Annotated in this window: 13 protein-coding genes; 9 read left to right on the forward strand and 4 right to left on the reverse strand. The window is 68.8% G+C overall.

The annotated features are described in order from the left end of the window. The first annotated feature begins 111 nt into the window (after positions 1-111). Both MFF22_RS03520 and MFF22_RS03525 read left to right on the forward strand, forming a co-directional pair. Entirely contained in the window at positions 112-2,187 is a 2,076-nt protein-coding gene (locus tag MFF22_RS03520) for a M3 family metallopeptidase (protein ID WP_238247551.1), read from the forward strand. A 98-nt stretch (positions 2,188-2,285) separates the two neighbouring features. After that, on the forward strand, positions 2,286-3,167 hold the full coding sequence (locus tag MFF22_RS03525; RefSeq protein ID WP_238247552.1) for a hypothetical protein: 882 nt from the start codon (positions 2,286-2,288) through the stop codon (positions 3,165-3,167). A 14-nt stretch (positions 3,168-3,181) separates the two neighbouring features. Here MFF22_RS03525 and MFF22_RS03530 read toward each other — a convergent pair whose 3' ends face one another. Together MFF22_RS03530 and MFF22_RS03535 are read right to left on the reverse strand one after the other, a co-directional pair. Continuing rightward, on the reverse strand, positions 3,182-3,400 hold the full coding sequence (locus tag MFF22_RS03530) for a hypothetical protein (RefSeq protein ID WP_238247553.1): 219 nt from the start codon (positions 3,398-3,400) through the stop codon (positions 3,182-3,184). Between the two features lie 207 nt (positions 3,401-3,607). After that, positions 3,608-4,003 (reverse strand): DUF2267 domain-containing protein, encoded by a 396-nt coding sequence (locus tag MFF22_RS03535; RefSeq protein WP_238247623.1) that lies wholly within the window; start codon positions 4,001-4,003, stop codon positions 3,608-3,610. A gap of 221 nt (positions 4,004-4,224) precedes the next feature. On the opposite strand from MFF22_RS03535, the gene MFF22_RS03540 reads away from it, so the two are divergent. The 6 genes from MFF22_RS03540 (at position 4,225) to MFF22_RS03565 (ending at position 11,100) form a co-directional block, all read left to right on the forward strand. Beyond that, positions 4,225-4,968, forward strand: coding sequence for a (Fe-S)-binding protein (locus MFF22_RS03540; RefSeq protein WP_238247554.1), 744 nt, complete (start codon positions 4,225-4,227; stop codon positions 4,966-4,968). Continuing rightward, positions 4,965-6,536: a lactate utilization protein B gene (locus MFF22_RS03545; RefSeq protein WP_238247555.1), complete on the forward strand. Its 1,572-nt coding sequence runs from the start codon at positions 4,965-4,967 to the stop codon at positions 6,534-6,536. Before MFF22_RS03540 ends, MFF22_RS03545 begins: the two co-directional genes overlap by 4 nt. Next, the gene (locus MFF22_RS03550; RefSeq protein ID WP_238247556.1) at positions 6,533-7,129 is read left to right on the forward strand and encodes a LutC/YkgG family protein; all 597 of its coding nucleotides are present in this window, start codon (positions 6,533-6,535) and stop codon (positions 7,127-7,129) included. The genes MFF22_RS03545 and MFF22_RS03550 overlap by 4 nt, the downstream gene beginning before the upstream one ends. 94 nt (positions 7,130-7,223) lie before the next feature. Continuing rightward, the gene (locus tag MFF22_RS03555) at positions 7,224-8,084 is read left to right on the forward strand and encodes a transglutaminase-like domain-containing protein (RefSeq protein WP_238247557.1); all 861 of its coding nucleotides are present in this window, start codon (positions 7,224-7,226) and stop codon (positions 8,082-8,084) included. 420 nt (positions 8,085-8,504) lie between these two features. Then, a complete protein-coding gene (gene ilvD / locus MFF22_RS03560; protein WP_238247558.1) occupies positions 8,505-10,235 on the forward strand; it encodes a dihydroxy-acid dehydratase in 1,731 nt (576 codons plus the stop codon). Beyond that, positions 10,222-11,100: a tetratricopeptide repeat protein gene (locus MFF22_RS03565; protein WP_238247559.1), complete on the forward strand. Its 879-nt coding sequence runs from the start codon at positions 10,222-10,224 to the stop codon at positions 11,098-11,100. The genes ilvD and MFF22_RS03565 overlap by 14 nt, the downstream gene beginning before the upstream one ends. A 123-nt stretch (positions 11,101-11,223) precedes the next feature. On the opposite strand, the gene MFF22_RS03570 is transcribed toward MFF22_RS03565, so the two are convergent. Both MFF22_RS03570 and xth read right to left on the reverse strand, forming a co-directional pair. Continuing rightward, complete coding sequence (locus MFF22_RS03570; RefSeq protein ID WP_238247560.1) at positions 11,224-11,847, reverse strand: glutathione S-transferase family protein; 624 nt, start codon at positions 11,845-11,847, stop codon at positions 11,224-11,226. Between the two features lie 19 nt (positions 11,848-11,866). Then, positions 11,867-12,661 carry an exodeoxyribonuclease III gene (gene xth / locus MFF22_RS03575; protein ID WP_238247561.1) on the reverse strand — a complete coding sequence of 265 codons (795 nt, stop codon included), beginning with the start codon at positions 12,659-12,661 and terminating at the stop codon, positions 11,867-11,869. Between the two features lie 85 nt (positions 12,662-12,746). Here xth and MFF22_RS03580 point away from each other — a divergent pair, with 85 nt between their 5' ends. Beyond that, entirely contained in the window at positions 12,747-13,439 is a 693-nt protein-coding gene (locus MFF22_RS03580) for a ceramidase domain-containing protein (RefSeq protein WP_238247562.1), read from the forward strand. Positions 13,440-13,498: the final 59 nt, after the last annotated feature.

Raw genomic sequence — 13,498 nt, forward strand, 5'->3', positions numbered from 1 at the left:
TCACGGGGCCTTAACGGCCGAGCCGGCTTTCGGATCGCCCGCCCCGGTTGCCGCAAGCGTCGGATCGGACCAAAACAGGGGCAGGGGCACGGCGCCCCATCGGGAATGCGAATGCCGGATACCCTCGCCGCCGGGCTCGAGAGCCTTCCGCAGGACAACCCCTTCGCGCAGGCGCGCTGGGGCACACCCTACGAGTTGCCCCCCTTCGAGCAGATCCGGCCCGAGCATTACCTGCCCGCCTTCGAGGCCGCCCTCGCCAAGCACGAGGGGGAGATCGCCGCCATCGCCGGCGACACGGCCCCACCGTCCTTCGCCAACACCGTGGCGGCCATGGAGCGTGCGGGCCTCGCCCTCGATCGGGTCGCGGGCGTCTTCTACAATCTCACAGGCAGCCACACGAACCCGGAGCTCCAGGCGATCGAGCGGGCCGTGGGCCCGAAGCTCGCCCGGCATGGCAGCTCGATCTATCTCAATCCCCTGCTCTGGGCGCGGATCTCGGCCGTCGATGCCGAGGCCGAGGGCCTGGGCGCGGAAGAGCGGCGGGTGCTCGAGCGATATCGCATCCGCTTCCGGCGGGCCGGCGCCGAACTCGCCCCGGATGCCAAGGAGCGCATGGCGGCCATCGCGGAGCGCCTGTCGGAACTCGCGACCCGGTTCAGCCAGAACCTGCTGGCGGACGAGAGCGGCTTCACCCTGCCCCTGGAGGGTGAGGACGACCTCGCGGGACTGCCGCCCTTCCTCCGCGCGGCCGCGGCGAGCGCCGCCCGGGAGCGGGGTCTCGAAGGCCACGTCATCACCCTCTCCCGCTCGCTGATCGAGCCGTTCCTGGTCTTCTCGACCCGGCGCGACCTGCGCGAGCGGGCCTACGAGGCCTGGATCCACCGGGGCGAATCCGGCGGGCCCACGGACAACCGCGCCGTGATGGCCGAGATCGTGAAGCTCCGGGCCGAGCGGGCCAGGCTCCTGGGCTTCGAGAGCTTCGCTCATTTCAAGCTCGCCGACACGATGGCGGCGAGCCCGGACGCCGCGATGGAATTGCTGCGCGATGTCTGGACGCCCGCCCGCGCCCGGGCCATCGAGGAGCGAGACCGGCTCCAGGCCCTCGTCCAGCAGGAGGGGCACAACTTCGACCTGCGGGCCCATGATTGGCGCCACTATGCCGAGAAGCTGCGCCGGGCCGAGCACGATCTCGACGAGGGTGAGATCAAGGCCTACCTGCCTTTGGAGCGGATGATCGCGGCGGCGTTCGACACCGCCACCCGCCTGTTCGGCCTGACCTTCGAGGAATTGCACGACGTCCCGCGCTACCACCCGGACGTCCGCGTCTGGCGCGTCGGCGACACGGAGGGCCGGGAGGTCGGCCTGTTCCTGGGCGACTACTTCGCCCGCCCGTCCAAGCGCTCGGGCGCCTGGATGAGCGCGTTCCGCTCGCAGGAGAAGCTGACCGGCGTCGTCACGCCGATCATCGTCAACGTCATGAACTTCGCCAAGGCGCCGGAGGGCCAGCCGACGTTGCTCTCCTTCGACGACGCCCGCACCCTGTTCCACGAATTCGGCCACGGCCTGCACGGGCTCCTTTCGGACGTGACCTACCCGCTGCTCGCGGGCACCTCGGTGTCGGGGGATTTCGTCGAGTTGCCCTCGCAGCTCTACGAGCACTGGCTCGAACAGCCCGAGATCCTGCGCGCCCATGCCCGGCACCACGAGACCGGCGCCCCGATGCCGGAGGATCTCCTCGCAAAGCTCCTGGCAGCGCGGGCCTTCAACCAGGGTTTCGCGACGGTGGAGTACACGGCCTCGGCGCTGGTCGACATGACGCTTCACCTGTCGGCCGACGGCGAAGCCGGGCTCGACGTGCCGGCCTTCGAGGCCGACGCCCTCCGGCGGATCGCGATCCCCGCGGAGATCGGCATGCGCCACCGCTCCCCCCACTTCGCCCATATCTTCGGCGGCGAGGGCTATGCGGCGGGCTACTACAGCTACCTGTGGTCGGAAGTCCTCGACGCCGACGCCTTCGACGCCTTCCGCGAGGCCGGCGACATCTTCGACCCGGAGACCGCCCGGCGCCTTCGGACCTTCGTCTACGGCGCCGGCAACCTCCGCGACCCCCGGGAGGCCTACACCGCCTTCCGCGGCCGGATGCCGAGCATCGCGCCGCTGCTGAAGAAGCGCGGGCTGGCGGCCTGAGCCACGTCAATCCGGGCCCGATCCACTGGTAAGGATTTCGTAAAGAAACGTCCTTAACGACTGCTTACAGCACAGCCTGCGAGCGGGAGGGCCGGACGATGACTGAAGCCAAGCCGACGGCACCGACGGACGAGACACCGAAGATTGACGCCACGAAAAAGGACGCGCCGGAGGCGGCCAAGGTCGAGGCCGCCCCGGTCAAGCCGGCGGTCCTCGCCGCGCCCCGGCGGTTCGCCCAGACGCTGATGCGCGCGGAATCCCGCCTCGTCGCTGTGGCGGGGAGCGCCCTGGCGCTTGGGGCCATGCTCGGCTTCGGCGCGGCCTCCCGCGACCACGGCTCGGCCAATGCCGTCGCCTCTCTGGCGTCGGCGGTGGAGAGCCAGCGCAACGACGGCGCGAAGATCGCCGCCACCCTCGCCCGGCTCGACCAGACGGTGGGTGATCTGCGGACCGCCTCGGAGGCTGCCCGGAAGGACAGCGCCAAGGGCAACACTCTGAACGAGCGTATCGCCCAGCTCGACCGCAGCCTGACGGCGAAGCTCGCCAGCCTTGCCGAGAAGCTCGACCAAGCTGAGCGCGAACACGCGGCTCGGATGGCGGCCATGACAGCGGCCGCGACGGCGCCCCAACCGGCCCGTCTGGCCCCGGCGAAGGCCGAGCCGACGCAGACCGGCAGCCTCCCGGAGCCACGGGACGCCAAAACCGTCGAGGCGAAGCCGGTCGAGGTCAAGCAGGCCGAGGTTCGCCAGCCCGAGCCCGTGAAAGCTGCTGCGCCGGCCAAGCCGGGCGTGCTGGAGCAGTACGCCCTCAGGGACATCTTTGAAGGCGCCGCCATTATCGAGAACCGCAGCCGCCGCCTGTTCCAGGTGATGCCGGGCGACATGCTGCCGGGAGCGGGGCGGGTCGAGGCGATCGAGCGCCAGGGCCGGCAATGGGTCGTCGTCACCCGGCAGGGCGTCGTGACGCCTCAGGCCTGGTGAGCCCCGCCGTCCGTTCAGGTGGAGGGAACGGTCACCGGCGTGAGATCGTCGCCGGTCATCGGGAAGCGCGGCTCGATCGCGAAGGGATCGGCCATCATGGAATTCCGCTCGGCCCTGCGGCGGCCGAGGCGGAGCGCCCGGGTGCGCGCACCCCGGGTCGGATGAAGAAGCGCGCCAAGCAGTGCCTGACCTTCGAACTCTCTGTCCAGATTCTTGGCGTCGAAGACGGGCATGGTCGGCCTGCGGGAAGCTGCGGCAGGCCTCTCACCTTGGAGCCTGACCGCGCACCTGAACAACGGGGATTGTGTGAATCGGTTCCGCCAAGCTTTCTGTCGGAAACGATTTTTTTAATCCTCGCCTCAGCCACCGCCTATTGCAGTGCGATATCGCACAATTCCCGCGGCACGCCCTGATGCGCGCCGCGAAAACTGTATCGGCCATCAGACGAACTGATTCAAACCAGGTATCGAACCGACGATCGGCCCCATGACATCTTCACCAGCTTTCTCGCGGCCGACGGCGAACAGTTCCTGACCCAGGGGCTGCATCTGGCCCATCGGCACCCCGGCCGCCATCAGCTTCTGGCCCAGCGCCATGACGCCGCCGCCACCGAGCATGCCGCCGAGCATGCCCATCAGGCCACCGCCGCCACCGGCCTCACCCGCATTCGCGTCGGCGACCAGGGTGTCGGAACCGGGCAGCGCCGCCATCAGCTGACTCACCTGAGGCTCCGGCCCCTCCTTCTGCAGGAAGGCGAGGATGTGGCCGACGGCGGTCTGGGCAGTCGCGGCATCGAGCCCCGTGCGGGCACAGACGCGGGCGAGCAATTCTTCCATGGGGCGATGTCTCGATTGGAGGAGGTCCAAACTGTCCATCCCCCGTGCCACCTTGGAAATCAAGCGCGCGGGGCATTGCAACCTCGGCGAGCAGCCGTCTGCGGCCTTCCACCCGGATCCGCCGCGACACCCGCCTCCCTCGCCAAGGCGCGCCATCTCCGGTAGACCGGACTATCGTTTCGAACCGTTCCAGCGAGGGACGGCGGGGAGGTTTTCGCACGATGCGGGTCGGACTGTTCGTGCCGTGTTACGTCGACGCCTTCGAACCTGAGGTCGGCATCGCCACCCTCGAGTTGCTCGAGCGTCTCGGCTGCACCGTCGAGTATCCGTTCGACCAGACGTGCTGCGGCCAGCCGATGGCCAATACCGGCTGCCATGCCGAGGCGGCGGCCACCGAGGCCCTGTTCGTCGAGAATTTTTCCGGGTTCGACTACGTCGTCGCGCCCTCGGGCTCCTGCGTCCACCATGTCCGGACGCACCTCACCGCCATCCCGCAGACGGACGAGGTGAAGAAGGTCCGGGCGAACACCTTCGAACTCGTGGAATTCCTGCACGACGTCCTGAAGGTCGAAGAGCTGCCCTGGGCCGAATTCCCCCATAAGGTCGCCTATCACGGCAACTGCAATGCCCTGCGGGGCATCGGCCATGCCAGGCCTTCGGAGATCGTCAAGCCGTTCTTCTCGAAGCCGCTTGATCTCCTGCGCCTCGTGAAGGGCGTCGAGATCGTGGACATCGCGAGGCCGGACGAGTGCTGCGGCTTCGGCGGCACCTTCTCGGTCTTCGAGCCGGCGGTCTCCGCCAAGATGGGCTACGACAAGGTGGCCGATCAGAACCGGGCCGGCGCCGCATACGTCGTCTCGGCCGATTCGTCCTGCATGATGCACCAGAAGGGCTGTGCCGAACGCCTCGGCCTGCCGCTCCGGTACATTCATATTGCCCAGGTGCTGAACGGGGCCACCGCATGAGCGCCGACAATCTCGATCCGAACATCCGTGACGGCGTGATCCACCCGGAGGTCCGGCCGCCGGACGACGAGAGCGAGCGCGATCAGGACGGGCGCCGTCTTCGCCATGCGGAAGGGGCCTCCAAGCCCGTGCGCGCCCCCGCCGTCCGCGAACCGCAGCCCCGGGGCGCGAAGATTCGCGGCAACCGGCCGGTGGACCAGGCCGAGGCGGCGGAACGCTTCCTCGCGGCGCCACTGCATCAGGCGGCCCATGACGAACGCCTGTGGGACCTGCGCAAGAAGCGCGACGTCGCGGCCCACGGCATCCCCGAATGGGAGGAGCTTCGCGACCTCGCCTCGGAGATCAAGACCCACACCCTGAGCCACCTCGACCGCTACCTCGAGCAGTTCGAGGCGGCGGCCAAGGCGAACGGCGTCCACGTCCACTGGGCGGCGGACGGGGCAGAGCACAACCGCATCGTCCTCGACATCCTGCGCCGCCACGAGGCGAAGACGCTGGTGAAGTCCAAGTCGATGCTCACCGAGGAATGCGGCTTCCGCCACTTCATGGGGGCGGAAGGCATCGAGATCATCGAAACCGATCTTGGCGAGCGCATCCAGCAGCTCGACAACGAGGAGCCGAGCCATGTCGTGGCCCCGGCCGTCCACAAGACACGCCTCGACGTGGCGGCAGTCTTCGCCAAGACCCTGGGCACCGATCCCGACAACGACGACGCCCATTACCTCGCCGAGCGGCAGCGCGAGACGACGCGGCCCTACATCCTGAACGCGGATGCCGGCATGACCGGCTGCAACTTCGCCATCGCGGAAACCGGCAGCGTCGTCACCTGCACCAACGAGGGCAATGCCGACCTGTCGGGCAACGTCCCGCCCCTGCAGATCCATTCGATCGGCATCGAGAAGATCATCCCGAAGGTCGAGCATCTGGGCGTCTTCATCCGGCTGCTCTCCCGCTCGGCCCTGGGCTCGCCCATCACCCAGTACACCTCGCACTTCCGGGGCCCCCGGAAGGGCACCGAGATGCACTACGTGCTGGTGGATAACGGCCGCTCGGCCCGGCTCGGGATGGAGGAGTTCTGGACCTCCCTCAAATGCATCCGCTGCGGTGCCTGCATGAACACCTGCCCGGTCTACCGGCGGTCGGGCGGCCTCTCCTACGGGGCGACCTATGCCGGGCCGATCGGCCTGATCATCGATCCGACCTTCAACAAGCGGAAGTATTCGACGCTGCCGTTCTCCTCGACGATGAACGGCTCCTGCACCAACGTCTGCCCGGTGAAGATCAACATCCACGAGCAGATCTTCGCGTGGCGCAAGGTGCTGGTCGAGGAGCATCAGATCCCCGTGCTCAAGCAGGGGATGATGAAGGCCGCGGGCGCGATGCTGTCACGGCCTGCCGCCTACCGGGCCGCCATCGGCGCGGCCGACTCGGCCCTGAAGGTGCTGCCGCGCTTCGCGGTGTACAATTCCCTCAATACCTGGGGCCGCAAGCGCGAGATGCCCGACGCGCCCCGCCAGAGCTTCCATGCCTGGTACAAGGAGAACCGCATGAAGGGCGGCAAGGCGTGAGCGCCCGCGACTCCATCCTCGCCTCGATCCGGGCCAACCGCCCGGCCGGGGATTATCCGCTGCCGGACGTGCCGCTCTTCCCGCCCCTCGTCGGCGACGATCTGGTGGCCGAGTTCGGCGAGCGGCTGAAGCGCATGGGCGGCCTCGTCTGCGAGGCCGGGGCGGACGATCCCCTCGCCGGGGTGCGCGAGCGCCTCGCGGGGGCGAAGGTGCTCGCCTCGGCGGCGCCGGAGGTGACCGGCAACCGCAACCTCGCGGCCGTCGCCCGCGCGCAGGACGTGGACGACGTGGACGTGGCCGTGGTCCGGGCGGTGTTCGGCATCGCGGAAACGGGTTCCGTGCTGTTCACGCAGGACGAACTCGTCGTGAACTCGGTGGCCTACCTCGCGCAGCACCTCGTGGTGCTCCTCGACCCCGCCGACATCCTGCCCAACGTGCAGGCAGCCTACCGCCGGCCGGAGTTCGGGCGGGCAGCCTATGCCGTGCTGCATACGGGCCCGTCGGCCACCGCCGACATCGAGGGTGTGCTGATCCACGGGGCTCAGGGCGTCCGCTCCCTGACGGTGGTGCTTCTGCCGCGGGCAAAAGCCTGACGGGGCGACGCTATTTCGGGCAGCACGAAGCGGAACCGTAACGGGGCAGGCCGCTTTGCCGTGGTGGGAAGACCACGACAGCAGAGAGTCCGCGATGCGCTATACGCTGGGTTGCAGCCTGTCCTACAACATCCTGGCGGACACGACGTTCATCTTTAATCTTGAAGTCGCGAAGCTGAAGAGCGTCGAGATCATCAGCGAGAGCCTGGTCCTGGCGCCCGATCTCAAACGTGAGATCTACATCCACCCCGACACGCAGAACCGCTACCTGGGGGTGAACGTACCCACCGGGCCGTTCTCCCTGGAATACCAAGCGGAGGTCGATCTCACCGTCCACCGGTGCGACCCGGCGACGATCCAAGAGACGCCGGTCGCCAAGCTGCCGATCGACATTCTGCCCTATCTCCTGCCGAGCCGTTTCGTGTCCTCCGACCGCCTGACGCCCTTCGCCCAGGCGGAGTTCGGGGCCCTGCCGAAGGGCCACCAGCGGGTCAACGCGATCTGCAACTGGATCCACGATCACCTCGCCTACCAGCCCGGCGCCAGCGACGAGCAGACCACCGCTGACGAGAGCCTGCTGAAGCGGGCGGGCGTCTGCCGGGACTTCGCCCATCTCGGCACGGCCTTCTGCCGGGCGCTGGGCATCCCGGCGCGGTTCGTGAGCTGCTACGCCCACGGCCTCGTGCCGAGCGACTTCCACGCGGTGTTCGAGGCCTATCTCGATGGGCGCTGGTGGCTGTTCGACGCGACGAGGCAGGCCGACCCGGACGGCCTCGTGCGCATCGGCGTTGGCCGGGACGCGGCCGAGATCGCCTTCTCGACGCCCTACGGCAACATGCAGCCCGTCAACCAGCAGATCCGCATCCAGCGCTCTGACGGCCAAGGCAGCCCGATGCCGCGCACCGTCGATGCCATCTCGACGGAAGTGCCCGCCCCCCACGCCGGGGCCGCGTAGGCACCTTCAACCCATCGCCGTCATTGCAAGCGAAGCGAAGCAATCCAGGGCAGAGGGACTCCTCAGAAGGTGGCGGCTTCTTGGATTCCGTCCCTGCATTCGCAATGACGGCGGGAGACCACAGGCGCCAGTCACCCGCGACCCTCGTGCTTTCCCAGCCCCGAAAGCGTGGCTGTGGCGGGGTCGCAACACCGCAAAAGCATCCCGGCACTGCCCCCGATCCTGCGCGTGGGCGCCGCGATCCCGCCATAGTCCAAGCCCACTTCGGCACCCGCGGTAAACGGCAGTCTTGCCAAAGATTTACCGAGTACAAAAGTCAGCCTCCGAAGAGAGCGGACAGGGATCGGCGCATCGCCGTGAGCGATGGGCCGCGCCGCGCTGTCCCCTCCGAGAGGGCGAAGCGAAGCTGCGGTGTTGGTCATGGACGCGCGTTTGAACGACAAGTCGAAGCTGCCGAGCCGCCACGTGACCGAGGGGCCGGACCGCGCCCCCCACCGCTCGTACCTCTACGCCATGGGCCTGACCCGTGAGCAGATTCACCAGCCGCTGGTCGGCGTCGCCTCGTGCTGGAACGAGGCCGCGCCCTGCAACATCTCGCTGATGCGCCAAGCGCAGGCGGTGAAAAAGGGCGTCGCCGCCGCCAGCGGCACGCCGCGCGAATTCTGCACCATCACCGTCACCGACGGCATCGCCATGGGCCACGGCGGCATGCGCGCCTCCCTGCCCTCCCGCGAGGTCATTGCCGACTCGGTCGAGCTGACCATGCGCGGCCATGCCTACGACGCCCTCGTCGGGCTCGCCGGCTGCGACAAGTCCCTGCCGGGCATGATGATGGCGATGGTGCGCCTCAACGTGCCGTCGATCTTCATCTACGGCGGTTCGATCCTGCCCGGCTCGTTCCGGGGCAAGCCTGTGACCGTGCAGGACCTGTTCGAGGCCGTGGGCAAGGTCGCCGTGGGCGACATGAGCCTGGAGGACCTCGACGAGTTGGAGCAGGTCGCCTGTCCGTCGGCCGGGGCCTGCGGCGCGCAGTTCACCGCCAACACGATGGCGACGGTATCCGAGGCCATCGGCCTTGCCCTGCCCTACTCGGCCGGCGCCCCGGCGCCCTACGAGATCCGCGACAAGTTCTGCGCCACCGCGGGCGAGAAGGTGATGGAGCTGCTCGCCAAGCAGATCCGCCCCCGGGACATCGTGACCCGCAAGGCCCTGGAGAACGCCGCCGCCACGGTGGCGGCCTCTGGCGGCTCGACCAACGCCGCGCTTCACCTGCCGGCCATCGCCCATGAATGCGGCATCGAGTTCACGCTGTTCGACGTCGCCGAGATCTTCCGGCGCACGCCGTATATCGCCGACCTCAAGCCCGGCGGGCGCTACGTTGCCAAGGACATGTTCGAGGTCGGCGGCATCCCGCTGCTGATGAAGACCCTCTTGGACCACGGCTTCCTGCACGGCGACTGCCTGACCGTCACCGGCCGGACCATCGCCGAGAACCTGGAGAAGGTCGGTTGGAACCCCGACCAGGACGTGGTGCGCCCGGCCAACCAGCCGATCACCCCGACCGGCGGCGTCGTCGGCCTGAAGGGCAACCTCGCCCCCGAGGGCGCGATCGTGAAGGTCGCCGGAATGCCGCAGGAGGCGCAGGTCTTCACCGGCCCGGCCCGGGTGTTCGACGGCGAGGAGGCCTGCTTCGCGGCCGTGCAGTCCCGCTCCTACAAGGAAGGCGACGTGCTGGTCATCCGCTACGAGGGGCCGCGCGGCGGCCCCGGCATGCGCGAGATGCTCTCCACCACCGCTGCCCTCTACGGCCAGGGCATGGGCTCGAAGGTCGCCCTCATCACCGACGGGCGGTTCTCCGGCGCCACCCGCGGCTTCTGCGTCGGCCATGTCGGGCCCGAGGCTGCCGTCGGCGGCCCCATCGGCCTGCTCAAGGACGGCGACATGATCACCCTCAACGCCATCGACGGCACGTTGTCGGTGGCCCTGAGCGACGAGGAACTGGCCGAGCGCCGCAAGGCGTGGGCGCCGCGGACGAACGCCGCGACCTCCGGCTATCTCTGGAAATACGCGCAGCAGGTCGGCCCCGCTCTGCACGGCGCCGTCACCCATCCGGGTGGGGCGCAGGAGACGGAGAGCTATGCTGACGTCTAGGGCAGCCCTCAGCCGGTGCGGACCGGCCGGGGCTCCCCCGCGCCGGCTTCGCACGATCGTCCTCGCGGCCCTGGCCGGCGCCCTGCTCCTGCAGGCCCAGCCCTCGACGGCTCTGGACGCCTTCGTGCGGACACCGGTGCCGGCGGCGGCCGAGAAGGGCTACCGCTCGGCACGGGAAGCCCTGCGGGCCGGGGTGCGCGAGTACAATGCGGGCGACAAGGAAGGCGCCGCCCGCGCCCTCGAATATGCCGCCGGCCAGGGCCACGCCCTGGCTTTGTGGAAGCTCGGCCGCATGTATGCCGAGGGCGACGGCGTGCCCCACGACGACCTGAAGGCGTTCGAGTTCTTCTCACGGATCGCCGACGCCAGCACGGACGAGGGCGACCCGCAGAACGCGGCTGTGACGGGAAGCGCGTTCACCGCGCTCGGCTCGTACTTCCTCGACGGGATCAAGGGCACCTATGTCCGCCCGAACCCCGAGCGCGCCTACGACATGTTCAACTATGCGGCGTCGTATTACGGCGATCCGAACGCGCAGTACAACCTCGCCCGGCTCTATCTCGACGGCAACGGCGTCGAGGCGGATCCCCGGCAGGCGGCCCGGTGGTTCAACCTCGCGGCTGAAAAGGGGCATCACCCGGCCCAGGCGCTGCTCGGCGACATGCTGGTCAACGGCGCCGGCGGCGTGCCGCAGCAGCGCGTCAGGGGCCTCGTCTGGCTCACCCTGGCCCGGGACGGGGCCCAGGGGCGCAAGGACGACTGGATTGTGGCCCTCTACGACAAGAACTGGGCCGCCGCGAGCCAGGACGACCGGAACGACGCGCAGACGCAGCTCCAGACCGTGGGGTCGATCAAGCGGCGGTGAGGGTTGGCCGGCGGACGCGGTGAGAAACGCCGACCCGGCGATCCCACCCCCACGCCGAATGAGGCCGGGGGTGAGATCCATCGTGAAACCCTCCCCCGCAGTGGGGGGAGGGAGACCGGGTGGTCAGTTCTTGGCCGCCGCGATCGCCGACACGAAGGACGGCCGCTCCAGGATCTTTGCGACGTAAGCCGCGAGCTTCGGCCAGCGGGAGGCGTCCACCTCGAACTTGATGAGCCGCAGGTTGTGAAAGCTGGTCGCGACCGAAATGTCCGCGATGCTGAACGCGTTGCCGACCAGATAATCCCCCGTGATCTGACCCTCGAGGTAATCGAAGAGCGGCGGGAAATCCTTGTCGATGGACGCCTGCGCCTTCGCCTCGTCGCCCGCGGTGTTCATCAGGCGCGGCTTCAGGAAGCGCTCCACGAACGGGACGATGAGGGTGGGGAACAGTTCGACGTCGCCGTACTCGTCGAACCAAACGGCGCGGCCGAGATCTTTCGCCCCGGTGGGGATCAGGGCGGGCTGTGGGTGCTTGGCTTCGATGTAGTGCACGATGGCGCTGGAATCGGCCAGGAGGAAGCCATCGTCGTCGAGAGCCGGGATCTTGCCCCGGGGGCTCGCGGCCTGGAATCCGGGATCCTCCGCGTGGAAGGGCACCGGCTTGTGCTCGAACGTGACGCCCTTCTCGAATAGGGCGACGAGGACCTTCCTCACGTAGGGCGAGACGCTGGTACCGTAGACGATCATCGTATCCTCTGGCTGTCTGTCAGGGGGCGGCAAGCTCGACGGTCACGGGGACGTGGTCGGAGGGCTTGTCCAGCCCGCGGAGATGCTTCTGCACCGAGGCGGAGATAAGTCGGTCGGCGGCCTGCGGCGAGAGCAGCAGATGATCGATGCGGATTCCCTGGTTCCGCGACCAGCATCCGGCCTGATAATCCCAGAACGTGTAGAGCCCGTCCCGGGGGTCGCAGGCGCGCAGGCCGTCCGTGTAGCCCTCCGCCAGGAGAGCGCGGAAGGCGGCGCGGGAGGGTTGCAGGAACAGGGCGTCGCTGCGCCACGCCTCCGGATCCGCTGCATCGGCGGGCTCGGGGATGACGTTATAATCGCCCGCGAGCACCACCGGGATCTCAGCCTGCGCCAGGGCGCGGGCGTGGAGGCGCAGCCGTTCGAGGAAGGCGAGCTTGTACGGGTATTTCGGGCTGTCGACGGGGTTGCCGTTCGGCAGATAGATCGAGGCGACGCGCACCGGCGAGGCACCCTCCCCCGTGACGAGGGCCTCGATGTAGCGGGCCTGCACATCCTCCTCGTCGCCCGGCAGGCCGCGGCGGATCTCGGACATGGCGAGCGGTGCCCGCACCAGAAGGGCGACGCCGTTATAGGCCTTCTGCCCGAGGGTCTCGACGGCGTAGCCCGCCGCTTCGACCTCCGCCCGGGGAAAGGCTTCGTCCTGGCATTTCAGCTCCTGCAGGCAGACAACGTCCGGCTTCGCCTCGTCGAGGAAGCCGAGCAGGTGCGGAAGCCGCTGCTTGATCGAGTTGACGTTCCAAGTGGTGATGCGCATCGGCCCTATCCGGCAGGCGCGCCCGTCATCGGGCCTTCGTGCGCCACTGACAAGCCGTTTCCGATGCCGGCATGGGACGGAGGAGATGGGAGTGGACTGGGACGCACCGATCCGGGCCTATTGCGAACGGGCGAACGGCGCGTTCTGGGCCGAGCCGTTCGGCGCCGTCTCCAATGCCGCCTTCCTCGTCGCCGCGGCGGTCTCGGGCTGGCGGGCCATGACGGCGCGGGATGGGGTCTGCCTCGCCTTCGCCGGCCTGATCGCGGTGATCGGGATCGGCTCCTTCCTGTTCCACACCATCGCCGTGCAATGGGCGATGCTCGCCGACGTCATCCCGATCGCGCTGTTCGTCGTCGCCTATTTCGCCCTCGCCCTGCACCGGTTGCTGGGGCTTCGTCCTGCGGCGAGCATCCCCCTCACCCTGGCCTTCGCCCTGGCGGACGTGGCCCTCACGCCGGCCCTCGAATCCGCGACCGGGTGGCCGCTGGCCCGGATGACCAACGGCTCCCTGGACTATCTCCCGGCCTTCGTCGCCCTGCTGGGCGTGGCAGCCGTCCTCGCCGGTCGCCGGACGGGCCCGGACAGGAAGACTGCGAGACACCTCGCCCTCGTCGCCCTGCTGTTCCTTATGTCCCTCGCGTTCCGCACCCTCGACCGGGCCGCCTGCGCGGTCATTCCCATCGGGACGCATTGGCTGTGGCATGTGCTGAATGCGGTGGTGCTCGGCGCGCTCGTGCTGATCGCCCTGCGCCGCGAAACGGCGCCCGTTCCGCCGTGACCGAGCCGGAACCCCTGGCAAATCCGCGCGAAAGCTTGCAGATTCGCGCGCCACGGGCG

Origin of the sequence: Methylobacterium persicinum (genome assembly GCF_022179525.1) — a bacterium.
Classification (GTDB): domain Bacteria; phylum Pseudomonadota; class Alphaproteobacteria; order Rhizobiales; family Beijerinckiaceae; genus Methylobacterium; species Methylobacterium persicinum.

Excerpts from the sequence above, each read along its gene's own strand:
- MFF22_RS03530 (WP_238247553.1), bottom strand. The coding sequence starts at position 3,400 with ATGCCCGTCTTCGACGCCAAGAATCTGGACAGAGAGTTCGAAGGTCAG.
- ilvD (WP_238247558.1), top strand. The coding sequence starts at position 8,505 with ATGGACGCGCGTTTGAACGACAAGTCGAAGCTGCCGAGCCGCCACGTG.
- MFF22_RS03570 (WP_238247560.1), bottom strand. The coding sequence starts at position 11,847 with ATGATCGTCTACGGTACCAGCGTCTCGCCCTACGTGAGGAAGGTCCTC.
- MFF22_RS03525 (WP_238247552.1), top strand. The coding sequence starts at position 2,286 with ATGACTGAAGCCAAGCCGACGGCACCGACGGACGAGACACCGAAGATT.
- MFF22_RS03580 (WP_238247562.1), top strand. The coding sequence starts at position 12,747 with ATGGGAGTGGACTGGGACGCACCGATCCGGGCCTATTGCGAACGGGCG.
- xth (WP_238247561.1), bottom strand. The coding sequence starts at position 12,661 with ATGCGCATCACCACTTGGAACGTCAACTCGATCAAGCAGCGGCTTCCG.
- MFF22_RS03565 (WP_238247559.1), top strand. The coding sequence starts at position 10,222 with ATGCTGACGTCTAGGGCAGCCCTCAGCCGGTGCGGACCGGCCGGGGCT.
- MFF22_RS03535 (WP_238247623.1), bottom strand. The coding sequence starts at position 4,003 with ATGGAAGAATTGCTCGCCCGCGTCTGTGCCCGCACGGGGCTCGATGCC.
- MFF22_RS03545 (WP_238247555.1), top strand. The coding sequence starts at position 4,965 with ATGAGCGCCGACAATCTCGATCCGAACATCCGTGACGGCGTGATCCAC.
- MFF22_RS03555 (WP_238247557.1), top strand. The coding sequence starts at position 7,224 with ATGCGCTATACGCTGGGTTGCAGCCTGTCCTACAACATCCTGGCGGAC.
- MFF22_RS03540 (WP_238247554.1), top strand. The coding sequence starts at position 4,225 with ATGCGGGTCGGACTGTTCGTGCCGTGTTACGTCGACGCCTTCGAACCT.
- MFF22_RS03520 (WP_238247551.1), top strand. The coding sequence starts at position 112 with ATGCCGGATACCCTCGCCGCCGGGCTCGAGAGCCTTCCGCAGGACAAC.